Origin of the sequence: Paenibacillus cucumis (ex Kampfer et al. 2016) (genome assembly GCF_019748695.1) — a bacterium.
Lineage (GTDB): Bacteria > Bacillota > Bacilli > Paenibacillales > Paenibacillaceae > Paenibacillus > Paenibacillus polysaccharolyticus.
This window is the reverse complement of record NZ_JACLIC010000007.1, coordinates 372244-398667: the sequence shown is the minus strand read 5'-3', so window position 1 is coordinate 398667 and position 26424 is coordinate 372244. Positions and strand designations below refer to the sequence as shown.

Sequence of the window (26424 nt, the reverse complement as noted above, 5' to 3'; positions counted from 1 at the left end):
TTTTCAATGCTCCATCAATTTTCAAGAACAGAGCTTGCGATTGGACCAGAAGGTCTGAATACGCTCAGAAATAGCACGGTAGCCGTACTTGGCATCGGCGGTGTGGGCGGGATTGCTGTAGAAGCACTTGCCCGCAGCGGCGTTGGCCGGATCATCCTGATTGACAAAGATGTAGTGGATATCACGAACATCAACCGGCAAATTCATGCACTTACCACGACAGTAGGTCAGAAAAAAGCCGACTTGATGGTAGAACGTGTGAAATTGATCAATCCGGAATGTGACGCCATTGCGCTGAACATGTTTTATACCGAGGAAACGTATGAGGAATTGTTCAAGTACGATCTGGATTATGTACTGGATGCTTCCGATACGATTATCTACAAAATACATCTCATTAAAGAGTGTCTTAAACGCAAAATTCCGATCATCTCCAGCATGGGCGCTGCGAACAAAATGGACCCGACGAAATTCCAGGTTGCGGATATTTCGAAAACGTCCATGGACCCGATTGCCCGTGTAGTGCGCACCAAGTTGCGCAAAGACGGCATCAAAAAGGGCGTGAAGGTAGTATTCTCCACCGAGGAGCCATTGAAGCCACGTGCAGACGTGACGCAAAAGATCGTTCCAGAGAATGCGCCGGAGATTCGCAAAGCGAAACAGCCGCCGGCAAGTAACGCTTTTGTCCCGCCTGTAGCTGGTCTGATTATGGTCAGTGTTGCAGTGAAAGATCTGCTTGAAAATGCGGAGAAGTCAGAGGCTTAAGCAAACAATAGATCATATCAATTGACATTGTATAAGATCAACCGATGAAGCGCGGGTGCGATGAGCACCTGCGTTTTTTGGTGCCGATATGTCAGGATTACGTCATGTACTTCACTTTGAAAACGGTGTATGATATGTTTTGCTGCGCGAAATGATGATACATATATAATGGTTTGCAGCATATAGGCTCAACTTAACTTTTTATACTAGAACGGAGAGGACAGAAAAAAGCTGGAGAAGCGAAGTGTTCGCCTATAAGCTTTCTGAAAGAAAGCTACATCGGAAGCATACGCTATCACCGGATTTTCCCTTTAGATAAGGGAATGCAAAAAATCTGGGGATAACAGCGATCGGAAGGTTGTTCTGTCATCGGAGTGGCAAGTGTAAACATTCTTTAGTTGAATTTATAAAAAGTGAGAGGGGAACAGAACAAATGAAACACGGGTGGTTGTCCAGACAACTGGGCATGGAACCAGAAGATCAGTGGAAGAAGGAAATTGTGGCTGGCGCCATATCCTATTTTGCGGTCGTTTATATTGTGATGGTGAATGCCAAGATTCTTTCCGATGCGGGGATGCCGTTGCAGGCGGCCATGGTAGGTACATTGCTCACATCCATTGTAGGATGTTTACTGATGGCTTTTGGGGGTAAATCACCGATTGTTGTAGTGCCCGGCATGGGAATTAACGCATTTTTCACATACACGCTTGTGCACTCGATGAAACTGACTTGGCAGGAAGCACTGGCTGTAGTGGCTGTAACTGGTGCTTTGTTTGCTGTCGTTGCCTTTACGTCGTTATATAAAATGATCAGCGAAGCGATTCCAAAAAATCTGCAGCATGGCATCACGGTTGGAATTGGATTGTTTCTAACCTTTATCGGATTGCAAAAGAGCAGCATTGTGATTGCTCATCAGACAACCTTTGTTGCCATCGGGCACTTCAATGATCCCAATGTCATTACGGCATGTGTAACACTTGTGCTCGCCGTTATTTTATTTATTCGAAATGTGCAAGGCGGTTTGCTCATCAGCATTTTAATTGGGACAGGACTTGCTTATGTGCTCGGAGCGGTACATCCCGGTGAAGCGGTATCTGCCATAGAAGCACTGCGGCAATATGGCGGTCTGTTTGGTGAATTATCTCTGATGAAACTGGCGGATATTGCATTCTGGATTGCTGTTTTTCTGCTGTTATTAATAGTTGTGTTTGAAAATATCGGGCTCATCACCGCGCAAACGAATATGATTGGTCGTCCGGAACGTTTCAAGGGCAGTCTGCGTGCACTGTCGGTTAGCACGGTGCTGGCTGGTATCTTGGGTAGCAGTCCGCCGGTAGCGGCAGCGGAGACTACAGCGGGCATCGCGGCAGGTGGCCGTACGGGTTTGACTCCGCTGGTAACAGCTGTACTGTTCGGCGCGACCTTTTTCTTCATTCCGCTGCTCGGGTATATTCCCGACAGTGCGATTGCCCCTATTTTGATCATCATCGGTGGTTTGATGGTACAGGGTGTCAGAGATATGGATTTCAGCGATTTTACCGAAGCATTTCCGGCGTTTCTGATCATGGTCATGATTCCTTTTACATATAGCATTGTGGATGGAATGGCCTTTGGCTTTATCGCGTACCCGCTGGCCAAACTGGCCGCTGGAAAAGGAAAAGAAGTGCCTGTCGTTATGTATGGCATTTCGATTCTGTTCCTGGCGAACTTTGTATTGCATGGTATTTTGTAAAACAAAAAGTGATGAGATAGAGAACGGGAGGAAGATGGATGGAAGAACAGGGAATGCAAGAACAGCAACAGCAACACTCGGAGTCGAATAAACCGAAAGTCGGAACAAAAGGATTCAAGGATTTTGTTAGACTGATTGCTTCCACAAATCCGCCAAAATTGATCCTGACCGTCGCCCTCATCTTGACATTGATTCAAACGACGGCTGGACTTATCGTTCCTTTGATGACCAAAGGTCTCATTGACGGACTGACGACATCAGCTCTAAATAAATCGGTGATTTTTCTGCTACTTGGGGCGTTTGTGATCCAAGCCATTGCTTCAGGAATTAGCATCTATATGTTGAATTATGCCGGGCAACGTGTCGTGGCGACGCTCCGCACCAAGCTGTGGAACAAGGTACTTTCCCTCCGTATGCCATACTTCGACCGCAATCGTACGGGGGATACAATGAGCCGCATCACCAATGACACCAGTCAGATTATGACATTAATTGCGGATTATCTCGTATCATTTGTTTCTAACATCGTTGCGGTAATCGGTGGGGTTGCACTGCTCTTTTATCTGGATTGGGTGATGTCACTCATCATTCTAAGCCTGGTGCCGCTGACCATGCTGATCTTGTTGCCTGTGGGCAGAAAAATGTACAAAATCTCCAAAAAACAGCAGGATGAGATGGCTGGACTGACGTCGGTGCTCAGTCAGGTGATTAGTGAAATTCGTTTGGTCAAAGCATATGGAACCGAGAAGCAGGAATCGGAGGCGGGAGATTCCCGCATTCGTAAAATGTTTGCTTTTGGATTACAGGAAGCACGCATTCTGGCGTTGATTGGCCCCTTGTTTACTTTTGTTATGACGGCTGTGCTCGTCGTTATTCTCGGTGTCGGAGGGATGCGGGTTGCTTCGGGGATATTGTCGCCGGGGGAACTGGTTGCGTTCATTCTGCTACTTTTCCAAGTTATAATGCCTATGGGACAGTTCACAACGCTGTATTCACGTTTGCAAAAAGTCGTAGGTGCTACCGAACGCATCCAGGCGATTCTTGCGGACGAGGAAGAACCGGATCATAACACAAAGCTGGCTCCCCAGGGCAATGAAACGATTGCGTTTCACGATGTGCATTTCTCTTATGTTACAGGCGAAGAAGTGTTGCATGGCATTAATCTAACGGTGCCTACTCGCAAAGTAACAGCCATTGTGGGTCCGAGCGGAAGTGGTAAGTCTACGCTGTTCTCCTTGCTGGAGCAGTTTTACTTGCCTGATTCGGGTCACATTTCGTATGGGGGAGAAGAGATAACAACGTATTCGCTCGCTTCCTGGCGTAGCAAAATTGGGTATGTATCACAAGAAAGTCCGCTGATGGCAGGTACGATTAAGGATAATATCACGTATGGTCTCAATCGTGAAGTAACGATGCATGAGATCAGAAGAGCCGCGGAGATGGCTTATTCGGCTGACTTTATCGACAAACTGCCACAAGGCTTTGACACTGAAGTGGGTGAACGCGGAATGAAGTTATCGGGGGGCCAGCGTCAACGGATCGCCATAGCCCGTGCGTTGCTGCGTAGCCCGGATATTCTGATGCTGGATGAAGCCACCTCCAGTCTGGACAGTACATCCGAGTACGAAGTTCAACAGGCGTTATCCAATCTGATGGAGGGCAGAACTACCATTGTCATTGCACATCGATTGTCCACTGTAGTGGATTCAGATCAGATTGTAGTATTAGAACATGGTCATGTGACTGGAACGGGAACTCACGCAGAATTAATCAACACACATCCCGTATATCGGGAGCTTGCACAAAAGCAATTTGTGGCACAGGATGGAGAAGGTAGTACAAGCAGCAATGGGGAAATACAAAACAAAGAGTAGCGCTCGACAAATAAAGGGATGAGGAATGAAGGATTTCTGCGATACCTGTGAAGGTACCATTCAGCAGAGTCCTTCTTTTTTTGGCAAGGACTTCATGGTTTGATTTGTTCATATGGAAAATGGATATGGCTTTCAGTTGCCCTTTGTGATATATTGGGTATCCTTTTGTATTGCGCGATCTACAGCGATGCAGAGCAAACATATATTCTTAGGAGGTAACTGAAACATGTCAGACAGCTTTCAAAGTGCCTATCAAGAAGAAGAGTACAGGTTAGCGCGAACGATGGAAGAAGTGGATCGTCAGCTTACACGGCTGCGGAACTTTCCGGTGTATACCGGTCACGATTTCACGGAACAAGTGCTGGAATCCGGACGTGAAGAACGCCGGAATGCCTTGTCCAAGAGCGCGCAACAACCCTATTTCGGACGCTTGGATTTCGAAGAGCAGGGCAGTGGTGAACGGAAACCGCTGTATATTGGCAAAATCGGCGTAGACCGCGAAGAGATCGGTGAGCACCCGCTTGTCATCGATTGGCGCGCTCCTGTCGCGAGCCTGTTTTACTCTTTTACCGGAGGAGAAGCCTCCGCAACGTATGAAGCCCCTGAAGGACTGATTGAAGGTCTGGTGTATCTGAAACGAAATGTGGTGATCCGTCAGCGCATACTGGAACGTGTGGCAGATACGTATAACCGGGATAGCGACCAACCTGCCGTATCCGATGAATTCCTTGTGTACCGTCTTGGTGAAAACAAGGACAATAAACTACGGGACATCGTATCCACGATCCAGGCCGAGCAGGATCAGATCATTCGGGCGGCGAGAAACACCGCATTGATTATTCAGGGGGTCGCCGGATCAGGGAAAACCACAGTGGCCCTGCATCGCCTTGCTTTTTTGCTGTATCAGTACAAGGAGCAGGTATCGGCGGAGAAAATGGTTATTTTTGCACCCAACCATATGTTCCTCGATTATATCTCGGATGTGTTGCCAGAGCTCGGTGTAGGAGACATTCAGCAGCAAACCTTTCCCGATTGGGCGATGAATCTGCTAGGGCTGGAAATGCCACTTGCAGATGCGTCAGAGACGTTGCAGACGTGGTTCGAAACCCCTGCTACTCGGCCTGAACTGAACGATGATGTCCCTGGACGTTACAAAGGCTCGATTCGTTTCATGGAACTGATCCGGGAGTGGTTGTCTGGGATGGAAGAAGCATCTGTGCCGGATGGTGATTTCAGTCCATGGGACGGTGCGGTGCTCAGTAAACAGGAGATCGATAACTGGTTTGGAACGGAGTACAAACATTATCCGTTGGCTAAACGTAAAGAGCGGGTCATGGCACGGGTTCACCGCTGGATCGAGATGGAATTGAAAAAGCCTATGCCAGAAACGGTGCGTAAAGAACATAAGAAAAAGGCAGCAACGCGGGAGAAATCCTATGCCAAAAAGTGGCCTGAATACAATCCGCTGACGTTGTACAAACAGCTGTTCAAGGCAGTGAAAGGCGGGGCTGTACCTGCTGAGCTAAGCAACTTGATACCCAAAGCAATCATGAAACAAACCGGTGCAGATTTGAAGAAAGATGTCATTCGAGAAGAGGACCTGCCGGCACTGGTCTATATCCATACGCTGGTGCATGATATTGAAGGAGCGGAGCGTTTTGACCACGTTGTCATTGACGAAGCCCAGGACTTCTCTCCGTTTCATGTTGCGCTGCTGGATCAGTTTGTGAAAGGACATTCCTTCACTATTTTGGGGGACTTGTCCCAAGGTATTCATGAGTACCGTGGTGTTCATGCGTGGGAAGAGATGAGTTCGTTGTTCCCGGAAGAACAAAATGCATATTTTGCCTTGACCCGAAGCTATCGTTCCACGATGGAGATTATTGATTATGCCAATACCATCCTGGAGCAGGGTGTGAAGAGTGGGATTACGGCGATTCCCGTGTTCCGGAGTGGGGATCCGGTGCGTACGCTTGCATACGGGAGTGAAGGACGGACGGGGAGTTTAGAGCGGGCACTGAAGATGCTTACCTCGAAAGATTATCGGACGGTGTCCATCCTGACGCGAACATTGCATGAAGCCGAAGAACTCCATCGTGAGCTTCAGGCGACGGGCTGGGATTTGAACCTGATTGACGGTGGTAAAAAGCAGTACAGCGGTGGACATTCGATTTTGCCTGTGTATCTGTCCAAAGGGCTTGAATTCGATGCAGTTATCGTCGCTGATGTTGATCAGGAGCACTATTATCCTGGCGCGGGTGATGCGAAGTTGCTCTATGTCGGCTGTACACGGGCTCTGCATGAATTGTGGTTATTCCACGACGGAAACATGCCGGCGTATGCCGCGGCAACGCATAATCCTGAAGGTGAACAGGTTACGATTCAAGGCTGGCCTGATGAGACTGTTTCATAGATAAATAGATCACACAGTACTAAGCTCTATAGATATAGAGGCATGACGCAGGTTGTTCTGCGTCATGCCTTTTTTGCTTAGGAAGATGAAGGCAGTATTCTTATCCTGAGGTTACAGAGGGAGATACGTCTTGTTTTTTCTTAGCTGAACGGCGGTTCACCAGATAGATGCCCACCCCGATTAGTACTCCTCCAGCCCCGACAAACCATTGAACCTCTTCATTCAACAAAATCCAGCTTGAAAGAACGCCGAAGAACGGTGCGAGAAACAGGTAGCTGCTGGTCTGGGCGGGATCACTGTTCTGTAACAGATAAAACCAGAGGGAAAACTGCATGATGGAACAAATCAGCGTTAGATATAACAACGATAGGAGGGAGACTGGAGTTATTGTAAAATGAGGCTGCTCCGTCCATACACTTAGCAGAAGCAATGCTACACCTCCGGCGAGCATTTGATAAGCGGTAAGCACGAAAGTGTCATAATCAACGCCCCAGCGCTTAATCAGGAGTGTGGATACGGCAAATGAAATTGCTCCGCCAAAACCGATCCAGGTCCCCGGGGTGAAGCTCATATGCCATCCAAAGGTAAACAAAATGCCGACAAACCCAACAATTACGCCAATCCACTGGCTTAATCGATATCTCAGGTTATATAGTAGCGCACTGAGAACAATGACGATCAATGGATTCGTAAATGTAATAATGGCCGATTCACCGGATGAAATCCAGTTCATGCTGTAATAGGCGCAACCCATCACCCCGGCGGATTGAAACAAACCGATGAGCATGATTTTATCCCAGGCTCGCCATCCCCTCGGTAAGGGGTGCTTACGCAGGGCTAGGGCCATCAAACCACCAGCAAGGATGTACCGCAAGCCCATCAATAGAAAAGGTGGTGCGTAACTGAGTCCTATTTTACCTACAGGAAAAGAAGTTCCCATAATGAGCGTTGTCACGATAATCAATACGACGTATTTGACTGGTTTTAAGGAAGCTGGTACGCGTTTCGCTCTAGCCGGATTATGAATTGTTGCGCTCATAATGTCTGTCCTCCATCGACAGTAATAAGTTGTCCTGTCATGGATCGCTGTTCAAGAGCAGCGCAGACCATGTGGGCGATGTCCTTTGGCTGAGCGATTTGCTGTAGTAACAATTGTCCACCGAGTTGGTGCATTCGTTCCTCATTGCCAGCCCACCAACGTGTGGAGACAGCTCCAGGAATGATGGCATTTACACGTATGAGCGGGGAGAGGGCATGGGCTAGAGATAAAGTCAGACCATGTACTGCTGCTTTGGATACGGCGTATGGAAGAGATGAACCCGAACCGGTGCTGCCGGCAATACTGCCCATATTTACAATGGCACCTCCACCGGCCTGCTTCATTCCTTGGGTTACGGCACGAGCACAATGAAACATACCTTTCACATTCACATCCATCAGTTCGTTCCAGATATCATCTGTGACAGCTTCCAGATCGCTGAGGGGGATATGATGGGTCATGCCCGCATTATTTACAAGGTCGGTGATGGGGCCATGGATTTCGGTTACTTTTGCGACCATTTGGCGAACCTCTTTATCATTTGCAATATTCCCCTGAATGGAAAATGCTTGCCCGCCTTGATTTAGGATATGCTGAACGGTTTCTTCTGCGGCCTGCTGTGATCGAGAATAGTTCAATACGACCCGTGCACCGCGTTCAGCCAGCAAGGTACTGACCGCGCGGCCTATACCTGTTCCTCCGCCTGTAATTAAAACCACTCTATTGGTCCAGTATGTCATTTCGAACACTCCTTCTTTTGTTTTCAACCATTGAATTTCGAACAACAGATGAATATGTCATCATTGTAGTACGCTCTGGCAAGAGAGTATAATGATTACAAATGAACTGGATATCATTTTGAATGATGTCAGAGCGGAGGCATGATGGAGAGCGGGGATCTTCGAATATTTCAATGTGTTGCACAGGAAGGAAATCTGACCAGAGCTGCAGCCAAGCTGGGGTACGTTCAATCCAACGTTACGGCACGCATCAGGCATCTGGAAGCTGAAGTAGGCACACCTTTATTTATCCGTCACAATCGGGGAATGACGTTGTCTCCAGCGGGAGAGACGTTATTAACTTACGCTGATAAAATCATTGGTCTGTTGAATGATGCATCCAAAGCGCTCCAGGCTACCAATACACCGTCTGGCCCTTTGCAAATTGGTTCCATACAGACAGCCGCGGCGGTAAGGTTGCCACGTCTTCTTGCAACATATTACAGCCAGTACCCGGAAGTTTCACTAGCGCTGGCTACAGGTCATTCACAAATGCTTATTGACCAGGTTATCGGGTATGAATTGGAAGGCGCATTTATTGGTTGTTCTTGCGACCATCCTGATATTAAATCTGTGGATGTATTTGATGAAGAACTTTTTGTTATATCGTCTCCAAGTCTGCCAGAGGAGGAACTGATCCGAAAGCCGATATTGGTTTACAGTATGGGGTGCTCTTACCGTAAAATTTTGGAGGACTGGATGCTTCTGAGTGGTGTTCACAGGCCTGTTATTATGGAATTTGGGACGCTCGAGGCGATTATCAGTGGCGTTGCCTCTGGAATGGGCATCTCTCTATTACCTGAAATCGTCATTCACCAGCAGATCAAAAGTGGTTTGCTGCGTAAATATGCTCTTCCGGTTGGCATGAACCGTATGATGACAAGATTTATTACTCGTAAGGATGCGTTTGTCAGCAGTGCGCTTGGGGCATTTATGGCGATGCTTCCGCAGGAATGATATGATAGCGAGTGGAGATTCATTTTAACATTTTGATCACGTTAATAACTGAATATCAGATTGGCAATCCGTTAAGGAAGTGATAAAACCATGGATTTATTTTCGTTTCAACAGGATACACAACCACAGGCCAGATTGCTTGCAGACCGCATGCGGCCCCAGCATCTGGATGAATATATTGGACAGGAACAGATCATCGGCCCTGGAAAACTTCTACGCCGGGCTATTGAGGCGGATCAGATCTCATCCATTCTACTATACGGCCCGCCAGGATGTGGTAAGACCACGCTTGCTCACATCATCTCGCAGCACACTCAAGGACAATTCGTGCGACTGAATGCTGTGGATGCCTCTGTGAAGGATGTACGAGAAGTCATTGAGCAGGCACAGACGAACAAACAGCTCTACGGAACCAAAACGATTCTCTTCCTCGATGAGGTACATCGTTTTAACAGTTCGCGTCAAGATGCACTGCTACCAGCGGTGGAGAAGGGCACGATCATTTTTATCGGGGCAACGACGGAAAACCCCTTCCATTATGTAAACGGAGCCTTGATGAGTCGATCCACCCTTTTTCAACTGGAATCCTTAAATAAGGAGCATTCCCTGATTGCGATGCGCAGAGCGCTAAGCGATGCGGATAAAGGCCTTGGGTTTATGGAACTGAAAGCCGATGATGAAGCGCTGGCACACATTGCTACGATGGCGAATGGTGATATTCGCCGTGCCCTGAATGCTCTGGAGCTTGCCGCTCTAACGACACCGCCTGAGCAGGATGGAACGGTTCACATCACGCTGGCTGTCGCGGAAGAGTCGATCCGTCGTCCCATTGTCAAGGCAGACGAGTCCACGCAGTATGACGTATTATCCGCTTTTCACAAAAGCATTCGTGGTTCGAGTGATGCGGCACTGTTCTGGTTTCTATATGCGGTGGAGAAACTGGGCATGGACCCCATGACGTTCATCCGGCGCCTGATTGCAGCAAGTAGTGAGGACATTGGGCTGGCGAATCCACAGGCGATGACCCAAGCCATTGGGGCGCTTGATGCGTACCGAAATAACGGCTGGCCGGAGGCCAAGCTAAATATTGCGCAAGCCATATTGTTTGCGGTGGAAAGTCCGAAGTCCAATGCGGTATATACTGCGATATCCAAAGCGATGAGCGCCATTGATGAGGTGAAGTCGGCCGAAGTACCGCTGCATTTGAGGGATACGCATTACTCAGGTGCTGCCAAGCTGGGACATGAAGGATACCAGTATCCTCATAACTACCCGGGACATTATGTGAAACAGGAGTATCTGCCAAAACAACTATCTCGAAGAGTTTTTTATGAGGCGACAGAGCAGGGGAATGAGTCGAAGATCAGGCTGAACCAACAGCGGCGCAGGGAGCTGTAGAGATGAAAGAGTTAGCATATATCGGAGCTGGCGGGTTTCTGGGCACATTAACCAGATACACCATTCAACTGATGCTCCCCTCGGCCAATACAGGTTTTCCATGGGCAGTGCTGTTGATCAATGCGATCGGCAGCCTGTTTTTGGGCTTTTTTTTTACTATCGCTATTCCTGAGAAAATAACACCACAGCTTCGCCTCGCCATTGGCACAGGATTTACTGGAGCCTTCACGACTTTTTCCACATTCACACTGGACTTCGTTCGTTTAACGGAGGGTGGAGAATGGTTGAAAGCAGCGGCTTATCTCCTTTTGAGTGTAGTGGCAGGACTGGTGCTCTGCGCCCTTGGTATCAAGATGGGCAAGCGAATGCTAAGTGTCCCCTCCAGAGAGGGTGATGCCTGATGATGATCTGGATTGGACTAGCAGGTGTGTTTGGCGCGTTGCTCCGTTACAGCCTGGGAAAATTCATCTCAGGTAGAGTGGGAACCGCCTTTCCCTGGGGAACGTGGGTAATTAATATCAGCGGTTCTATTATTTTGGGAATGTTGTACGGCGGGCATCAAGCAGGAAGTTTGCCAGACGTAATGTGGGTAGTATGGGGAACTGGCTTCTGCGGAGCGTACACCACGTTCTCTACCTTTGGGTATGAAACATTAACGTTAATGGGGCAACAGCGACAAGCCAGAGCCGTTATTTACGTGGTAAGTTCAGTGGTGGTGGGGATATTAGGTTGTCTGGCAGGAGTTTGGCTCACTGCATAAGTTAAATATTTAAATTTTTTTGCAAAAAAAGCAGGAAAAAAGCCATCCTTCATGGTATTACATGAAAGACGGCTTTTTTTGTAGGAATACAGGGAATTGACTTCACCACTCTCAAGTGATGAGTAAGTCCTGTTATTGCATCGCCGGTACAGGGACCTTCTGTACCTGATCAATCGTACCACCGCCAAGGCAAACCTCTCCGTCGTAGAAAACAACGGCTTGTCCTGGCGTAATCGCTTTTTGCTGTTGATCAAACTGTACATCCACACTGCCGTCCTTCTGCCAGGTCAATGTAACGCCTTGGTCCGGTTGACGATAACGGAACTTGGCTGTGCAGCGGAAAGGCACATTCGGTGTGCGCTCTGCACCTGCAATCCAGTTTACGCCTGTAGCCGTCAGACCTGTAGAGTACAAGCTGGCATGAGCGTCGCCCTGCACCACAAGCAATTGATTTTTCTCCAGGTTTTTATCGGCGACAAACCAAGGCTCGCCGTTGCCGGAACCGCCAATACCAAGTCCTTGACGTTGACCCAGCGTGTAATACATCAGACCGTCGTGACGGCCTTTGACTTCACCCGTTACGATATCAACCATGTCTCCGCCTTTGGCTGGAAGATAGTTGCTCAGGAACTCCTTGAAATTGCGTTCGCCGATAAAGCATACACCTGTGCTATCTTTTTTCTTGGCTGTGTACAGACCGGCAGCTTCAGCAATTTTGCGCACTTCCGGTTTAGGCAGGTGACCAATCGGGAACATGGCTTTGGAGAGCTGCTTTTGATTAAGAGCATTCAGGAAGTAAGTCTGATCTTTGTTGTTGTCCACACCGCGCAACAATTTGAACGTGCCGTCCTCTTCAATGAGGCGCGCATAATGGCCAGTAGCTACATAATCTGCGCCGAGATCCAGCGCTTTGTTCAGGAACTCACCGAATTTGATCTCACGATTACACATGACATCCGGGTTCGGCGTACGACCCGACTTATATTCATCAAGGAAATAGGTAAATACTTTATCAAAGTATTCTTTCTCGAAGTTGACAGTGTAGTACGGAATGCCGATCTGTTCGCACACCCGGCGCACATCCTCTGAATCTTCTTCAGCGGTGCAATGGCCGAACTCGTCCGTATCATCCCAGTTTTTCATGAAAATGCCGATGACATCGTAACCTTGCTCTTTCAGAAGCAATGCGGTAACCGATGAATCCACACCTCCGGACATGCCAACGACGACCCGTGTATTTTCATTTGCTTTGGACATCGTTATCACCATTTCTATATATAAATGTGTTTCGTTACTATTCTAGCATAACCCGACCGAACTTACGATACACCCGGCCAACTTTGGATAGTGTCCACTCCAGACGCACATTTTGCAATATCGTCAATCTTTCTTTTCCATAACGCATGCAGATATGTTAACATTACTTGAGGGTTATGATCGGAATACGGAGGATTAGATGTATTTTTTTGAAAATTGAAAGAGGTGACTCCTTTGAAAATATCGACAAAAGGCCGTTACGGCCTCACAATCATGATGGAGCTGGCCGCAAGAACCGGCGAAGGTCCAACATCTTTGAAAAGCATTGCTGAGCGCAACCAGCTCTCTGAACATTATCTGGAGCAACTGATTGCGCCACTGCGTAATGCTGGCCTTGTTAAGAGTATCCGCGGTGCATATGGCGGTTACATTCTGGCAGGTGATCCTGCAACGGTGACCGCAGGGGATGTCATTCGTGTACTGGAGGGACCGATCTCGCCAGTAGACTTTACGGAAGAAGATGACCCGGCTAAGCGTGATTTGTGGCTACGCATCCGTGATGGCATTGCAGAAGTGCTGGATTCAACAACGTTGAAAGACTTGATTACTTTTGAGGATCAGGAAAAGAAAGATTCGTACATGTTTTATATTTAGTTTCCTTATAGTGTTTCAATCAACGCCAGCAAAAAAACAACTTTACTGTTGATAGCAGTGAGGTTGTTTTTTTGTTCCGACTCCCGATTTTGATCAACATCTGATTGGGTTGCACCAATGTAGGCTGTTCCCTATATATTGTTGTAAAAAGGAGTTGACGGTGATGTTTAATTATGTTCCGACCTATTATTATCCAACTTTTCGGAAAACGGATTCCTTGCAGTGCACAACAGCTAGCGTAGATTTGAACAGGAAACTCAGATCACTATGGGAACAGCATGTGTTCTGGACGAGATTAACCGTGAATAGTATCGTTGATGGACTTGGTGACGTCCAACCTACAACCGCAAGACTGTTAAGAAATCCAAGTGATTTTGCTCAGGTACTTGCACCGATCTATGGGACTGCTATTGCCGGTCAATTTGAAAAACTGCTTAGAGAACATTTAACGATTGCCGCAGAACTTGTTACTGACTTGAAGTCAGGCAATAGTACAGCAGCAGCAGATGCCCAGAAACGTTGGTATGCCAATGCTGATGAAATTGCTACTTTTTTGGCGCAAATTAATCCATATTGGTCAAAAGTGGAATGGCAAAGGATGATGTATGAGCATTTACGTCTTCTTACGGAAGAGGTCGGCAGTCGCATTGCGAAAGATTACGTAAGGAATGTTGAATTAAGTGATTCTATTGAGCCACAGGCTTTGGGGATGGCTGATATGATGACAAGTGGAATTGTCCAACAATTTCCTTCCGTATTTCAATATTAACAAGACATATAGAACGTATAGGATCATCACCAATTCTGCGTGTGACTCATAACATTCATGAATGAAAATAGGTTACTTTAGTTGAAAAAAAGTGGTAGAATATAATATGCGCTCACGAAAGAATAGCGGCAATTAAATCTAAAGATGCGCTACATTTAGGAAGAAATTAAGGAATGAAGTTGATCATCTAGAAGATAACATAGAAGCCCCCGTAATGGGGGCTTTAGCCATGCCAACAGAGATCAAAGCCTGCCTTTAACAGTGTTAAGATCATAAAAACGAAATCCAATAACTAACGGGGTGATATCGATGAATCGTATATATTTAGATCACGCCGCATCGACACCTATGCATCCACGCGTCGCAGAAGCGATGATGAATGTGATGACAGGTCAATATGGTAATCCATCCAGCATTCATGCCTTTGGACGTGAAGCCAAACGCACGGTCAGTGGAGCAAGAGACAGTATCGCGGCATCTTTGGGATGTAAACCGGACGAGCTTGTATTTACAGGTGGCGGGACAGAGAGCGACAATCTGGCGATTTTTGGGGCGGTTGCTGCCAGAGCAGATCAAGGCAAACATGTGATTACGACGGAGATTGAACATCATGCTGTACTGCACTCATGTCAAGAACTTGAGCGGCAGGGATACGATGTGACCTATCTGTCTGTGGACGAGTCTGGGCGCATCAAGCTGGAGGAACTGCGTGAAGCCATCAGACCTGACACCGTGCTGATCACAATGATGTATGCCAACAACGAAGTAGGCACGATTCAGCCGATTCGTGAGGTTGGTGAACTCGCGCGTCAGCATGATATTTTATTTCATACAGATGCGGTTCAAGCACTGGGCAGCCAGCCGATTTCCTGTAGAGACTTGCCTGTAGATCTGATTAGCTTCTCTGCGCACAAGATTAACGGACCGCAGGGTGTGGGTGCACTGTATGTTAGACGTGGTGTAACATTGGAAGCCAGATCACATGGTGGCTTACAGGAACGACAACGTCGTGCAGGTACAGAGAACATTGCGGGGATTGCAGGTTTTGCAGAGGCGTTAAAGATCATTACCGAGAATGCAGAGGAGCACCTGCAGCATGCACTGGAATTAAAAAAAACATTGCTTGATCAGCTTGCCATTCATGTAGGGACAGAACATTTTCATGTCAACGGACATCATGATTATACGCTTCCCAATATTCTCAATATCAGCTTCCCCGAGGTATCTACTGAAACGATGCTGATGAATCTGGATATGGAGGGCATCGCTGTAGCAAGTGGTTCAGCTTGTACTTCTGGTTCCCTGGAAGTATCCCACGTACTCAAAGCGATGAACTTGCCAGAAGCATTTTTACAGTCTGCGATTCGATTTAGCTGGGGTTTGGGTAATACTACAAAAGAAATCATCACAACCGCCGAAAAAATTGGAACCATTCTTCAACGGCTACGTAATAAACCTTAAGGGGTTCTTTACACATGGAACAGAAGGAGGGAAGGAGTTCCATTTTCATCGGTTGAATAGTAGCGGTTTGATGATCGGCGTCTGATTGCCACTCATCAACTTTGGGCATACCTAGCAATAGCGCCGCGCCTATACAATGTGAAGAAGATGAGGGGGACCCAGCGATGAAGCTTCAGGAAATGATCGGACTTGCCGTTTTTGATGTTGAGGACGGGAAGCAGGTCGGTAAAATCCAGGATTTCATTGTGAATGATGATTGGGAGATTGAAGGCATTGAACTTGAGAATAAGGGCCTGTTTACCAATCATGTCAAAATGGTGCAATGGGAAGATATTGTTGCCTATGGCGAAGATGCCGTCATGATCCGTAATCAACAGGCTGTCCGCAAGACGGGGGCCGACGACATAAAATACACATACCTCCTTGGTCGTTCTAAATTGAAGGAGATGTCCGTGCTCACCGAAGAAGGTTTGCTGCTTGGACGTGTCTCTGATGTTTATTTTGACCAAGAGTTGGGAAATACAATAATAGGGATTGAAATTACGGACGGTTTTGTGTCCGATCTGATCGAGGGCCGTAAATGGCTGCCATGTACAAGTGATATGTCAATCGGAGAAAGTGCCATTATGGTACCGCCACTGAGTGAACAGCGCTTGGAAAATGCCATTCATTCTGTTAATGGATAGGTGAATGAATATGAAATGTCCAAATTGTAGTTCGAAAGATATCGGAAAAATTGGCTCCCATCAGTTTTATTGCTGGGGATGCTTTATTGAGTTAACGGTAAACGGTGAGAAAATGTCTGTGTATCAGGTGGAAGAGGACGGCACTTTAAGCTCTCTGGATGATTTGTTCTTCGGAGAAGAGTTGCCACAAGACTTCCCACATATTCACGCTTCTTCTTAATACGCGGTTTAACTTCCTCTATATGCGGTTTCATGACAATACATGTCATTTAATGATGTCGCAATCTGGCGGCAGATGGATATAGATGTAGTTACATAGTGGTCAGGAAGCATATGGTTGATTATATGAGGCACTGATTCATAAAATTCGCTTTCCTCTTTTTTAGAGGAGAGCGTTTTTTTGTTATGCAATGATGAACACAGAACATATTCTTATTCCCTTCCTCTTCTCATTTACCACATCTGCACGGAGTTAATAAAAATTCCCTCTCCTACATATACTGACTTTCAGAGCCAGTCCATATACTGAACTGTAGAGGCAGTCCAAAGGGGAGAATCGAAGTGGAGCAACTAACCAAAAATAAAATGTTTCGTTACGCGATCTGGCTCTTGCTCGGATTAATCATTCTATATTTTATCTGGCTGTTACGGCCGTTATTATTACATATCTATGGATTTTTGAAAACGGTACTGGCCCCATTCATCGTTGCACTGATCATATCTTATGTGCTTAATCCGATTGTGAGCATGCTTGGTGGACGCAAAGTTCCACGTTCCATTGCGGTTCTGTTAATCTATGCTTTTTTTCTGACCTGCATTGGAGTCATCTTAATGAATGTCATCCCTGTGCTGATTGAACAGCTGGAAGAGTTAAATGAACATATGCCGGAATTGTCCATGCGGGCGCAAAACCTGATGAACAATATGGATCACAAATTAATGCCGCCAAGCATACGCACAGGCATGAACAGCTGGTTTTTTCAGATGGAAGACCGACTTACGCAAGGAATCACCGTGCTAATGGACAATATCGGAGCGACGATTAATGTGCTGTTTAACGTATTTATTGTGCCGTTTCTGATTTTTTATATGTTAAAAGATTTTGATGTATTTGAACGCACAGTAGTGGCTTATCTGCCTCGTTCTCGCCGTAAAGCCATTGTTTCCGTGATGAAAGAGATCGACACCGCACTCGGCAATTATATCCGGGGACAATTTATCGTCTGTGTGATTGTGGGGATCTTTGCCTATATCGGATATATCGTGATCGATATGCCTTATGCTCTGCTTCTGGCAAGTATTGTGGCGGTATTCAACATCGTGCCGTATCTGGGTCCTTTTCTGGGGGCGGCACCTGCAGTGGTGATGGCTTCAACGGTTTCTTTCAAAATGGTACTACTGGTCATCGCGGTGAACACACTCTGCCAAGTGCTAGAGAGCAATGTAGTTTCCCCGCAGGTGGTTGGACGAACGCTACACTTGCATCCATTATCCATTATTTTTGCGCTTCTGGTCGGTGGAGAACTGGCGGGGATCGTCGGTCTGATTTTGGCAGTACCGGTCTTTGCCGTGTTGAAGGTCATCGTGCAACACTTCTTCGCCTATTACATCAAGCGGAGAACCGAGTGATCAAATGGCCGAGTGAGACAGGAAATCATCTGGAATCGCCTCAGAAGGCGCGTTGACACTGGGTAACTCTATCGATATAATGAGGGTGTATGTTTACTAAATTAAAATCGATGATGAAATGAAGTATGCCGAGGGTTCCTTTCCTCAGAGAAAAGACTTCTTCGAATTCAGACATGTTCTGAGTTCGCTGGCTGGGAGAGTCTTGAAAGTTGAAGCGGCAGAAAGCTGATTTCGGAGTGCAGGACAACCCTGCCGGGCGCGACCGTTACTCGCATGAACGAGGCGATTGTTCGTTTTATCCTTCCAATGACGGGAGATGAACCCTTTTTAATGACGGGAGTTGAATCCTTTCAATAAGGGAAGAAGAACAATAACCAGGGTGGTACCGCGATAACATCGTCCCTGATCATTCAGGGGCGTTTTTTGTGTTTATTTTATGGAAAACGTACAAACAATCTGTTAACCAACCGGGGCGATCTCGCTGCGGAACTTATAATTTGATGGGGGCAACCAGTATGAAAGCTAGTGAAATCCGATCCAAATGGATCCAGTTTTTTGCAAGTAAAGGTCACAAAATTGAACCAAGCGCGTCGCTTGTACCACACAACGATCCTTCCCTGTTGTGGATTAATGCAGGTATGGCACCGCTGAAACCTTACTTTGACGGACGGGAGAAGCCGGAGAACCCACGTCTTGCAAACTCACAAAAATGTATCCGTACCAACGATATCGAGAATGTCGGCAAAACGCGTCGTCACCATACGTTCTTTGAAATGCTCGGTAACTTCTCCATCGGTGATTACTTCAAGGAAGAAACAGTGACTTGGGCTTGGGAGTTCTTAACGAGCAAAGAGTGGATCGGATTCGATCCGGAACGTTTGTCTGTTACCGTATACCCGGAAGATGAAGAAGCCTTCAAGCTGTGGAATGAAAAAATCGGATTGCCAGCTGAACGCATCATCAAGTTAGACGAAAACTTCTGGGATATCGGCGAAGGCCCATGTGGACCTTGTACTGAAATCTTCTATGACCGTGGGGAAGCTTACGGCAACGATATGAACGATCCTGAAATGTACCCAGGTGGAGAGAACGAGCGTTATCTGGAAGTGTGGAACCTTGTATTCTCGCAATTTAACCATAACAAAGACGGTAGCTATACACCGCTACCGAACAAAAATATTGATACAGGTGCGGGTCTGGAGCGTTTTGCTTCCATTCTGCAAAATGTAGATTCCAACTTTGACACCGATCTGTTCCAACCGATGATTCAGAAAACGGCTGCACTGGCAGGCGTTAAATATAATGATAGCGTTGAGATTGATGTTGCGCTCAAAGTCATTGCCGATCATATCCGTACCGTGGCATTTGCTGTAGGTGATGGCGTATTGCCAAGCAATGAAGGCCGCGGATATGTCATTCGCCGTTTGCTGCGTCGTGCTGTTCGTTACGGTAAAGTATTGGGCCTGGATCGTCCGTTCCTGTATGAGCTAACAACGACTGTTGGTGAAGTGATGGGCATGTACTATCCTGAAGTGGTAGAGAAGCAAGAATTTATTGCCAAAGTGATCAAAACCGAGGAAGAACGTTTCCACGAAACGTTGTCAGACGGACTTTCCATTCTGGCAGATATCAGTGCTGCAGCCAAAGCCGAAGGACGTACAGTGATTAGCGGACCAGAAGCATTCAAACTATACGATACGTACGGATTCCCGTTTGACCTGACTGAGGATTATGCGTCTGAACATGGTCTGACCGTAGATCGTGAGGGCTTCGATGCATCCATGCAGGAGCAACGTGATCGTGCGCGTGCAGGGCGTCAAGAGAACGAAAGCATGAAGATTCAAGGTGGACCGCTGGCTGACCTGGAGGTTAAAAGCGAGTTTGTTGGATATACTGACCTTTTGACGGAAGCAAAAGTGGTAGCTATTGTTACCGGAGATGTTCTTGCAGACTCTGTAGGAGAAGGACAGACTGCTCAGGTTATTCTGGATCAAACTCCATTTTATGCAGAAAGTGGCGGTCAAGTCAGTGACCAAGGCCTGCTTCGCGGTGCAAGTGCTGTAGCAAAGGTTCAAGGTCTGTTCAAAGCTCCGCAAGGGCAGCATGTGCATGTGGTGACGATTGAGTCCGGTGAGCTTCGTGTGGGTGATGTTATTCAAGCAGAAGTGGATGCAACCAAACGCGGCGATATCATTAAAAACCATACGGCAACACACTTGCTGCACAAAGCATTAAAAGATGTGCTGGGTACGCATGTTAATCAGGCTGGTTCCTTGGTGGAACCGCAGCGTCTGCGTTTTGACTTCTCTCACTTCGGCAGCATTACGCCAGAAGAGTTGACAGAGATTGAACGTCAAGTGAATGAGCAGATCTGGAATCGTCTGAATGTAAACATTGAGTTGAAAGGAATCGATGAAGCGAAGGAAATGGGAGCTATGGCTCTTTTCGGCGAAAAATACGGAGATATCGTGCGCGTCGTGCAAATTGGAGATTACAGTTTGGAACTTTGTGGCGGCTGTCACGTAAATAATACTTCAGAGATTGGAATTTTCAAACTGGTCAGCGAAAGTGGAATCGGCTCCGGTGTACGCCGGATTGAAGCTGTGACAGGCCGTGGTGCATATTTGTATGTGGAAAGCCAGCTGGAACTGCTCAAACAGTCCGCAAACCTTCTTAAGGCGAATGTAGCGGATGTGCCGAAGCGGATTGAAGGTCTGAATCAACAACTGAAAGAAGCTGCGAGAGAGACTGAATCGCTGCAAAGCAAACTCAGCGCGATGGAAGCAGGACAGTTGACGGATCAAGTGGTACAAGCAGGTAATACCCAATTGCTGGCCGCTCGTGTAGATGCACCGAATATGGATGCACTTCGTACCGTCGCGGATGAGCTGAAAGTAAAACTGCCAGATGCCGTTCTTGTACTCGGTGCGCCGGCGGATGGCAAAGTGAATTTTGTAGTCGCAGTACCTGCTGAGCAGGTGAAACAAGGTCTGCATGCCGGTAAGATTGTGAAGGAAGTTGCTGCAGTATGCGGCGGCGGCGGCGGCGGACGTCCGGATATGGCTCAGGCCGGAGGCAAGGACGCAAGTAAGCTGGATGAAGCACTGAAACTGGCGATTTCCATCGTCAGCCAGTAAAGGACAAGCAAAAAACACAATTGCCTTATCCTTTGTGTACTTGTGGCAGTCAGAATATGTTATTATATAAACAGAAATCAATTCGGCAGGACATGGTCCCCATGTTCATGCAGGAGCGAGGTGTCATCAATGGACTCCATGGATAAGACGGTTAAATTTAATGTGAAAGGTGACGAACAGGAGGCATCTTCACAAGAGATTCTTCTCACGGTATATGACGCGCTGGTCGATAAAGAGTATAATCCCATTAACCAGATCGTTGGATATCTGATATCCGGCGACCCCGCGTATATTCCGCGTCACAACAACGCACGCAGTCTGGTCCGGAAAAAGGAGCGCGACGAGCTGATTGAAGAGCTTGTTCGTTCCTATCTGGCCAATCACCGGTAATATACGCCACTTCCGTTTGTCTGCAGCCGTGTAGGCAAACGGATAATGAACCGACAGAAGACAGACTGAAGTCTGCACAGACGAATGCATATCGTTCTGAACAGGCTCAGGATGGGAGAGCATGATGAAAAAATTAGGTTTGGACTATGGGGACCGCAGAATCGGAGTTGCTGTCAGTGACGCCTTCGGTTGGACTGCCCAGGGATTGGAAGTGCTTGAACGCCGCCGGGATGAAGGTGAGTTCACACGGATTGCTGAGTTGGTGCGTGAGCACGAGATCAGTGAAATCGTGGTTGGACTTCCCAAAAACATGAACGGCACCGTAGGACCGCGCGGTGAAATATGTATTGCTTTTGCCGAACGTCTGCGTGGCGAACTGAATTTACCTGTTCACCTTTGGGATGAACGGCTGACAACGATGGCAGCAGAACGTACGCTGATTGAAGCGGATGTCAGTCGCAAAAAACGCAAACAGGTCGTGGACAAAATGGCCGCTAGCCTGATTTTGCAAAATTATTTGGATGCCAATAGTACAAGGTGAGGGGGATCAACAATGGCTGAAGATCAACTGGGTATGGAAGAAGAAGCTGAGATCATTTACATTGCAGATGATGAGGGTAACGAAGAGGAATTCGAAGTCATCATGAAATTCGAAGTGGACGGTTCGGAGGCCAAGTATATGATGGTTGCTCCGGTTGAACCTGAAGATGGCGAGACGGATGTTTATGCATTCCGTTATGAAGAAGACGGCGATGATATCAAACTTTTTGTGATCCAAGATGATGCCGAGTGGGATATCGTCGAGGAGACCTTTAATACATTTCTTGCTGAAGATGAAGAGGAAGCGAACTAAATGACGGAATATAATCGCAAGGACCTGAAATGGACAGATTCGCTGCGTCTGGCATTCGGTGCTCATGTGGAGCTCGAGGAAGAGAACGGTAAATCACATCCGTATGAACTGCTCGCTGAGTTTGAGGTACATGGGCAGCAATACGCGGTGCTCCGCAGTTCATTGCGTCCGTATGACGAGGTTGAACTGCTACGAGTTGTTCCGGGCAGCGAAGACCAGATCATGCCGGAGTTAGTTACGATTGATGATGACGATGAGTGGGAGAGCATTTCAGAGCTATATGATGAATGTACACTCCCGATTGACGAAGATTAATCAGCTTCAAATTGAAAAAACCGGAAGGGCGGAGAAGTCCGCTCTTTTTGGTTGTGTAAAGGAGTTGTGTCTCTGTTGAAAGGCAAAGTCATAGGTATTCTGCTTCTAATACTATTAATTCTGGCCGGAGGGGCTGGCGGGTATGTATGGAGCATGATGCGTCCGGTACAAGCTTCTTCCGAGCCTGTTGTATTTGAAATCAAGAGCGGATCGGGCATTTCCAAAATTGCGGACCAACTGCAGCAAGAAGGATTGATTCGAAACAGTCTCGTTTTCAAAGGTTATTTAAAGTGGAATAAGCTGGGTAGTAATTTTATGGCTGGAAAATACGCCATGAATCCAGGTGTAACATACGATGAGATTATTCATAAACTGAGTAGCGGCGAGGTTGTACCCGAAGAAATGGTGAAGTTTACGATCCCGGAAGGGTATACCGTCTTGCAGACGGCAGGTAAGCTCGCTTACGAACATGTTGTTGATCGGGATGAATTCATCAAGCTGGCCAACGATCCCTCGGCCTTTGATGTGGATATCATCAAGGGAATTCCTGTGGATGAAGAACTTCGCTACGCATTGGAGGGGTATCTGTTCCCGGAAACGTACGAGTTGAAAAAGGGAAGTTCCACCCATGATGTTATGCAGAGAATGCTGGAAGAATTCGAGACCAAAATCAATTCTATACCGGATCTGGAAGCGAAGCTTCAGGAAAAGAAACTCTCCTTGCATGAATTGCTGACGATTGCGTCACTTGTGGAGAAGGAAGTTGTGGTGGATAAGGAACGTGCTCTGGTTGCAGGTGTAATCTACAATCGGATTAATAAGGATATGAAGTTGGAAATTGATGCAACTGTGCAGTATTTGCTCGATAGACCGAAGGAGCGACTGTTTTTCAAAGACCTGAAGGTACAGAGTCCGTACAATACTTACTTAAACAAGGGTCTACCACCTGGCCCGATTGCCAGTCCGAGTCTTGCTTCCATCAAGGCAGCGTTGAATCCGGAAGCTTCGGAATATCTGTTTTATGTGACGAAAAAGGATGGAACTTCAGGGCATCTGTTTGCCAAGACATACAAGGAACATCAGCAAAATATAGCCAAAAGTAAGGCTGCGCAATAAGCGGAGGGGATTAGATGAGTACTAAACATGAACTGCTCGTGACAGCAGCAAATGTATCAGAAGCAGAAGCATTGCTTCAAGCCGGAGCTGACGCTTTATTAATTGGAGATGATCGCTTTGGCATGCGTCTGCCAGGTAACTTTAGCCTGGAAGAAACTGCAGAAGTGGTGGCTATGGCTACCAAACACGAAGCTCGGGTTATTGTTTCTATGAACAACCTGATGTCGAATGAATTATTAAAAGAATTGCCTGACTATGTGCAAGCGTTAGGCCGAATTGGCGTGCACGCGGTCGAGTTCAATGATCCATCTGTACTGGCTGCGATCAAGGAACATGCACCGCATATTCATTTGCATTGGAACGCAGAGATGACGTCTACAAACTATGCAACGGCCAACTACTGGGGAACCAAGGGGGCCAGCCGCGTTGTTCTTGCCCGTGAGTTGAACATGGACGAAATCACGGAGATGGTTCCATTTTTAAAAGTGGAGGCGCAGGTGCAGGTTCATGGCATGACCAATATTTATCACTCCAAGCGCAGCCTGGTTCAGAGTTACATGGCTCATCAAGGACGTCCAGTGGAAGGGCATCTCGGCAAGGAACGCGGATTGTTCCTGATTGAAGCCGAGCGACGGGATGAGAAGTTTCCGATCTATGAGGACATCAATGGAACGCATATTATGAGTTCAGAGGACATCTGCATTCTTGAAGATCTTCATCTGATGATGGAAGCAGGTGTGCACAGTTTCAAGGTAGAGGGGATTTTGAAATCTCTTGCTTACAATGAAGCGGTTGTTCGTGCTTACCGTAAAGCAATAGATCTGTATGAAGCAGATGCAGATGCCTATGCATACGACGAAGAATGGTTACGTGAGGTTCGTGAGCTTCAGGACCCTGAACGGGAATTGTCATTTGGATTTTTCTATAAAGAACAAGTGTATTAATAGACGAGGTGAACAAGATGGAAACAGTGGCGGTCAAACGGAAGTTTTCCGGTAAACGTAACCGTCTGGATAAACCGGAGCTCTTGGCTCCGGCGGGAAATCTGGAAAAATTAAAATTTGCGATTCACTATGGGGCTGACGCCGTATATATCGGTGGACAGGCTTATGGACTTCGTTCGAATGCGGATAACTTCAGTTTTGAAGAAATGCGTGAAGGTGTGGAGTTTGCGAAAAAATATGGAGCCAAAGTATTCGTAGCAACGAATATCTATGCCCATAACGAAGATGTGGCAGGCATTGAAGCATACTTGCAGAACCTGTATGATGCAGGCATTTCTGCAGTTATTGTTGCCGATCCTGCCATCATTGAAGTCGCTTTGCGTGCAGTACCGGGCCTGGAAGTGCATCTTAGCACACAACAGTCCACATTGAACTGGCAAGCCGTGAAGTTCTGGAAGGACGAAGGACTGCCGCGGGTTGTGCTTGGCCGTGAGACAAGCTTTGAAGAGATTGAAGAGATCAAGGCGAATGTGGATATCGAGATTGAGGCCTTCATTCACGGAGCGATGTGTTCTTCCTATTCGGGCCGTTGTGTATTGTCCAATCACTTTACAGACCGTGACTCCAACCGTGGAGGCTGCTGTCAGTCTTGCCGCTGGAAGTATGATCTGTTCGAGGATGCGAGAGAAGATACGGTCTGGGTAAGCGAAGAGGAAATGCAGATGCAGGCTCCTGCTCCGTTTAAACTGGGAGATAATCAGTTACCTCTGTTCCAGGAACAGGATAATTCCTTTTCCATGGGCTCGAAGGATTTGTGCATGATCGGTCATATCCCGGAATTGATTGATGTGGGTGTGGACAGCTTCAAAATCGAAGGACGGATGAAGTCGATTCACTACGTTGCGACTGTTGTGAACGTATATCGTCAGGCCATTGACGCTTACATGGCTGATCCTGAAAATTATGTATTGAAACCGGAGTGGGTGGAAGAAATGAATAAGGCGGCGAATCGTCCGCTGAATACCGGTTTCTTCTACGACACCCCTGATCATGAAGATCATATCTATGAGCCGGAAGAGAAGGCAGTGCCTTACGACTTTGCTGGTCTGGTTATGGGTTATGATGAAGAAACAGGCATGGCGACCATTCAGCAGCGGAATCACTTTAAGCCGGGAAATGAAATCGAGTTCTTCGGCCCCAATGGTACTTTTTTCAAACAAGTGGTAGGAGAAATTCAGGATGAACAAGGCAATGTTCTGGATGCTGCCAGACATCCGTTGCAACTGGTGAAAATGAAAGTAGATCAGCCAGTTTCTTATTTTGATATGATGCGGAAAAAGAAGTAGGCTTATATTCCTAGTTTGGAACAAAATAATGTTAACGAATCGCAAATTTGTGTTATAAATTACAGAAATAGACCTCCGTATATCGGTAAATGGGGGTCTTTTTTTTATAGAAAAATAGGAAAAAAGTTGTAATATATTTCTGAGGGATTG

25 protein-coding genes are annotated in these 26424 nt (G+C 46.9%); 22 read left to right on the top strand and 3 right to left on the bottom strand.

The annotated features are described in order from the left end of the window. The first annotated feature begins 6 nt into the window (after window positions 1-6). The 4 genes from H7T88_RS04955 (at window position 7) to H7T88_RS04940 (ending at window position 6784) form a co-directional block, all read left to right on the top strand. Window positions 7-765, top strand: a complete 759-nt coding sequence (locus H7T88_RS04955; protein ID WP_221787389.1) for a tRNA threonylcarbamoyladenosine dehydratase — start codon at window positions 7-9, stop codon at window positions 763-765. 433 nt (window positions 766-1198) lie between these two features. Beyond that, window positions 1199-2497 carry an NCS2 family permease gene (locus tag H7T88_RS04950; RefSeq protein WP_221787386.1) on the top strand — a complete coding sequence of 433 codons (1299 nt, stop codon included), beginning with the start codon at window positions 1199-1201 and terminating at the stop codon, window positions 2495-2497. Window positions 2498-2535: 38 nt separating this feature from the next. Further along, window positions 2536-4371 carry an ABC transporter ATP-binding protein gene (locus tag H7T88_RS04945; RefSeq protein WP_221787380.1) on the top strand — a complete coding sequence of 612 codons (1836 nt, stop codon included), beginning with the start codon at window positions 2536-2538 and terminating at the stop codon, window positions 4369-4371. A 226-nt stretch (window positions 4372-4597) separates the two neighbouring features. Beyond that, window positions 4598-6784 carry a HelD family protein gene (locus H7T88_RS04940; RefSeq protein WP_221787377.1) on the top strand — a complete coding sequence of 729 codons (2187 nt, stop codon included), beginning with the start codon at window positions 4598-4600 and terminating at the stop codon, window positions 6782-6784. A 100-nt stretch (window positions 6785-6884) separates the two neighbouring features. Here H7T88_RS04940 and H7T88_RS04935 read toward each other — a convergent pair whose 3' ends face one another. After that, window positions 6885-7823 carry a DMT family transporter gene (locus H7T88_RS04935; protein WP_221787374.1) on the bottom strand — a complete coding sequence of 313 codons (939 nt, stop codon included), beginning with the start codon at window positions 7821-7823 and terminating at the stop codon, window positions 6885-6887. Further along, the gene (locus H7T88_RS04930; RefSeq protein ID WP_221787373.1) at window positions 7820-8563 is read right to left on the bottom strand and encodes an SDR family NAD(P)-dependent oxidoreductase; all 744 of its coding nucleotides are present in this window, start codon (window positions 8561-8563) and stop codon (window positions 7820-7822) included. Before H7T88_RS04930 ends, H7T88_RS04935 begins: the two co-directional genes overlap by 4 nt. Window positions 8564-8707: 144 nt before the next feature. Between H7T88_RS04930 and H7T88_RS04925 the strand changes: the two genes are divergently transcribed. From H7T88_RS04925 to crcB (H7T88_RS04910), 4 genes are all read left to right on the top strand, one after another. Next, on the top strand, window positions 8708-9559 hold the full coding sequence (locus H7T88_RS04925; protein ID WP_221787459.1) for a LysR family transcriptional regulator: 852 nt from the start codon (window positions 8708-8710) through the stop codon (window positions 9557-9559). 90 nt (window positions 9560-9649) lie between these two features. Then, window positions 9650-10957, top strand: coding sequence for a replication-associated recombination protein A (locus H7T88_RS04920; RefSeq protein WP_221787370.1), 1308 nt, complete (start codon window positions 9650-9652; stop codon window positions 10955-10957). Between the two features lie 2 nt (window positions 10958-10959). Continuing rightward, window positions 10960-11358 carry a fluoride efflux transporter CrcB gene (gene crcB / locus H7T88_RS04915; RefSeq protein WP_221787368.1) on the top strand — a complete coding sequence of 133 codons (399 nt, stop codon included), beginning with the start codon at window positions 10960-10962 and terminating at the stop codon, window positions 11356-11358. Continuing rightward, on the top strand, window positions 11358-11717 hold the full coding sequence (gene crcB, locus H7T88_RS04910) for a fluoride efflux transporter CrcB (protein ID WP_221787365.1): 360 nt from the start codon (window positions 11358-11360) through the stop codon (window positions 11715-11717). Before crcB (H7T88_RS04915) ends, crcB (H7T88_RS04910) begins: the two co-directional genes overlap by 1 nt. Window positions 11718-11849: 132 nt before the next feature. On the opposite strand, the gene mnmA is transcribed toward crcB (H7T88_RS04910), so the two are convergent. Next, window positions 11850-12974, bottom strand: a complete 1125-nt coding sequence (mnmA, locus tag H7T88_RS04905; protein WP_154887523.1) for a tRNA 2-thiouridine(34) synthase MnmA — start codon at window positions 12972-12974, stop codon at window positions 11850-11852. 234 nt (window positions 12975-13208) lie between these two features. Between mnmA and cymR the strand changes: the two genes are divergently transcribed. From cymR to H7T88_RS04835, 14 genes are all read left to right on the top strand, one after another. After that, window positions 13209-13628, top strand: coding sequence for a cysteine metabolism transcriptional regulator CymR (cymR, locus tag H7T88_RS04900; RefSeq protein WP_090915550.1), 420 nt, complete (start codon window positions 13209-13211; stop codon window positions 13626-13628). Window positions 13629-13791: 163 nt separating this feature from the next. Continuing rightward, complete coding sequence (locus tag H7T88_RS04895; protein WP_221787362.1) at window positions 13792-14397, top strand: acetylglutamate kinase; 606 nt, start codon at window positions 13792-13794, stop codon at window positions 14395-14397. Window positions 14398-14706: 309 nt separating this feature from the next. Next, entirely contained in the window at window positions 14707-15858 is a 1152-nt protein-coding gene (locus H7T88_RS04890) for a cysteine desulfurase family protein (protein WP_221787359.1), read from the top strand. Window positions 15859-16022: 164 nt separating this feature from the next. Then, the gene (locus H7T88_RS04885; RefSeq protein ID WP_090915545.1) at window positions 16023-16544 is read left to right on the top strand and encodes a PRC-barrel domain-containing protein; all 522 of its coding nucleotides are present in this window, start codon (window positions 16023-16025) and stop codon (window positions 16542-16544) included. A gap of 10 nt (window positions 16545-16554) precedes the next feature. Beyond that, complete coding sequence (locus H7T88_RS04880) at window positions 16555-16764, top strand: YrzR-like zinc ribbon domain (protein WP_090915543.1); 210 nt, start codon at window positions 16555-16557, stop codon at window positions 16762-16764. A 341-nt stretch (window positions 16765-17105) separates the two neighbouring features. After that, on the top strand, window positions 17106-18173 hold the full coding sequence (locus H7T88_RS04875; protein WP_090915541.1) for an AI-2E family transporter: 1068 nt from the start codon (window positions 17106-17108) through the stop codon (window positions 18171-18173). A gap of 515 nt (window positions 18174-18688) precedes the next feature. Then, window positions 18689-21310, top strand: a complete 2622-nt coding sequence (gene alaS / locus H7T88_RS04870) for an alanine--tRNA ligase (protein ID WP_221787356.1) — start codon at window positions 18689-18691, stop codon at window positions 21308-21310. A gap of 129 nt (window positions 21311-21439) precedes the next feature. Next, window positions 21440-21700 carry an IreB family regulatory phosphoprotein gene (locus H7T88_RS04865; RefSeq protein WP_090915537.1) on the top strand — a complete coding sequence of 87 codons (261 nt, stop codon included), beginning with the start codon at window positions 21440-21442 and terminating at the stop codon, window positions 21698-21700. Between the two features lie 124 nt (window positions 21701-21824). Then, a complete protein-coding gene (gene ruvX / locus H7T88_RS04860) occupies window positions 21825-22241 on the top strand; it encodes a Holliday junction resolvase RuvX (protein WP_186809628.1) in 417 nt (138 codons plus the stop codon). A 12-nt stretch (window positions 22242-22253) separates the two neighbouring features. Beyond that, a complete protein-coding gene (locus H7T88_RS04855; RefSeq protein ID WP_090915532.1) occupies window positions 22254-22553 on the top strand; it encodes a DUF1292 domain-containing protein in 300 nt (99 codons plus the stop codon). Beyond that, window positions 22554-22868: a DUF1292 domain-containing protein gene (locus H7T88_RS04850; RefSeq protein ID WP_090915530.1), complete on the top strand. Its 315-nt coding sequence runs from the start codon at window positions 22554-22556 to the stop codon at window positions 22866-22868. Between the two features lie 75 nt (window positions 22869-22943). Further along, entirely contained in the window at window positions 22944-23984 is a 1041-nt protein-coding gene (mltG, locus tag H7T88_RS04845) for an endolytic transglycosylase MltG (protein WP_260510720.1), read from the top strand. Between the two features lie 14 nt (window positions 23985-23998). Beyond that, entirely contained in the window at window positions 23999-24928 is a 930-nt protein-coding gene (locus tag H7T88_RS04840) for a peptidase U32 family protein (protein ID WP_221787353.1), read from the top strand. 17 nt (window positions 24929-24945) lie between these two features. Beyond that, a complete protein-coding gene (locus tag H7T88_RS04835) occupies window positions 24946-26274 on the top strand; it encodes a peptidase U32 family protein (RefSeq protein WP_221787351.1) in 1329 nt (442 codons plus the stop codon). Window positions 26275-26424: the final 150 nt, after the last annotated feature.

What these genes read in the sequence shown, in the direction of transcription:
- H7T88_RS04930 (WP_221787373.1), bottom strand. Translation starts at nt 8,563, where the DNA reads ATGACATACTGGACCAATAGAGTGGTTTTAATTACAGGCGGAGGAACA.
- alaS (WP_221787356.1), top strand. Translation starts at nt 18,689, where the DNA reads ATGAAAGCTAGTGAAATCCGATCCAAATGGATCCAGTTTTTTGCAAGT.
- H7T88_RS04935 (WP_221787374.1), bottom strand. Translation starts at nt 7,823, where the DNA reads ATGAGCGCAACAATTCATAATCCGGCTAGAGCGAAACGCGTACCAGCT.
- H7T88_RS04945 (WP_221787380.1), top strand. Translation starts at nt 2,536, where the DNA reads ATGGAAGAACAGGGAATGCAAGAACAGCAACAGCAACACTCGGAGTCG.
- H7T88_RS04855 (WP_090915532.1), top strand. Translation starts at nt 22,254, where the DNA reads ATGGCTGAAGATCAACTGGGTATGGAAGAAGAAGCTGAGATCATTTAC.
- H7T88_RS04885 (WP_090915545.1), top strand. Translation starts at nt 16,023, where the DNA reads ATGAAGCTTCAGGAAATGATCGGACTTGCCGTTTTTGATGTTGAGGAC.
- H7T88_RS04880 (WP_090915543.1), top strand. Translation starts at nt 16,555, where the DNA reads ATGAAATGTCCAAATTGTAGTTCGAAAGATATCGGAAAAATTGGCTCC.
- H7T88_RS04940 (WP_221787377.1), top strand. Translation starts at nt 4,598, where the DNA reads ATGTCAGACAGCTTTCAAAGTGCCTATCAAGAAGAAGAGTACAGGTTA.
- H7T88_RS04865 (WP_090915537.1), top strand. Translation starts at nt 21,440, where the DNA reads ATGGACTCCATGGATAAGACGGTTAAATTTAATGTGAAAGGTGACGAA.
- H7T88_RS04955 (WP_221787389.1), top strand. Translation starts at nt 7, where the DNA reads ATGCTCCATCAATTTTCAAGAACAGAGCTTGCGATTGGACCAGAAGGT.
- crcB (WP_221787368.1), top strand. Translation starts at nt 10,960, where the DNA reads ATGAAAGAGTTAGCATATATCGGAGCTGGCGGGTTTCTGGGCACATTA.
- ruvX (WP_186809628.1), top strand. Translation starts at nt 21,825, where the DNA reads ATGAAAAAATTAGGTTTGGACTATGGGGACCGCAGAATCGGAGTTGCT.
- H7T88_RS04850 (WP_090915530.1), top strand. Translation starts at nt 22,554, where the DNA reads ATGACGGAATATAATCGCAAGGACCTGAAATGGACAGATTCGCTGCGT.
- H7T88_RS04835 (WP_221787351.1), top strand. Translation starts at nt 24,946, where the DNA reads ATGGAAACAGTGGCGGTCAAACGGAAGTTTTCCGGTAAACGTAACCGT.
- crcB (WP_221787365.1), top strand. Translation starts at nt 11,358, where the DNA reads ATGATGATCTGGATTGGACTAGCAGGTGTGTTTGGCGCGTTGCTCCGT.
- H7T88_RS04895 (WP_221787362.1), top strand. Translation starts at nt 13,792, where the DNA reads ATGTTTAATTATGTTCCGACCTATTATTATCCAACTTTTCGGAAAACG.
- H7T88_RS04950 (WP_221787386.1), top strand. Translation starts at nt 1,199, where the DNA reads ATGAAACACGGGTGGTTGTCCAGACAACTGGGCATGGAACCAGAAGAT.
- H7T88_RS04925 (WP_221787459.1), top strand. Translation starts at nt 8,708, where the DNA reads ATGGAGAGCGGGGATCTTCGAATATTTCAATGTGTTGCACAGGAAGGA.
- H7T88_RS04890 (WP_221787359.1), top strand. Translation starts at nt 14,707, where the DNA reads ATGAATCGTATATATTTAGATCACGCCGCATCGACACCTATGCATCCA.
- mnmA (WP_154887523.1), bottom strand. Translation starts at nt 12,974, where the DNA reads ATGTCCAAAGCAAATGAAAATACACGGGTCGTCGTTGGCATGTCCGGA.
- H7T88_RS04840 (WP_221787353.1), top strand. Translation starts at nt 23,999, where the DNA reads ATGAGTACTAAACATGAACTGCTCGTGACAGCAGCAAATGTATCAGAA.
- H7T88_RS04920 (WP_221787370.1), top strand. Translation starts at nt 9,650, where the DNA reads ATGGATTTATTTTCGTTTCAACAGGATACACAACCACAGGCCAGATTG.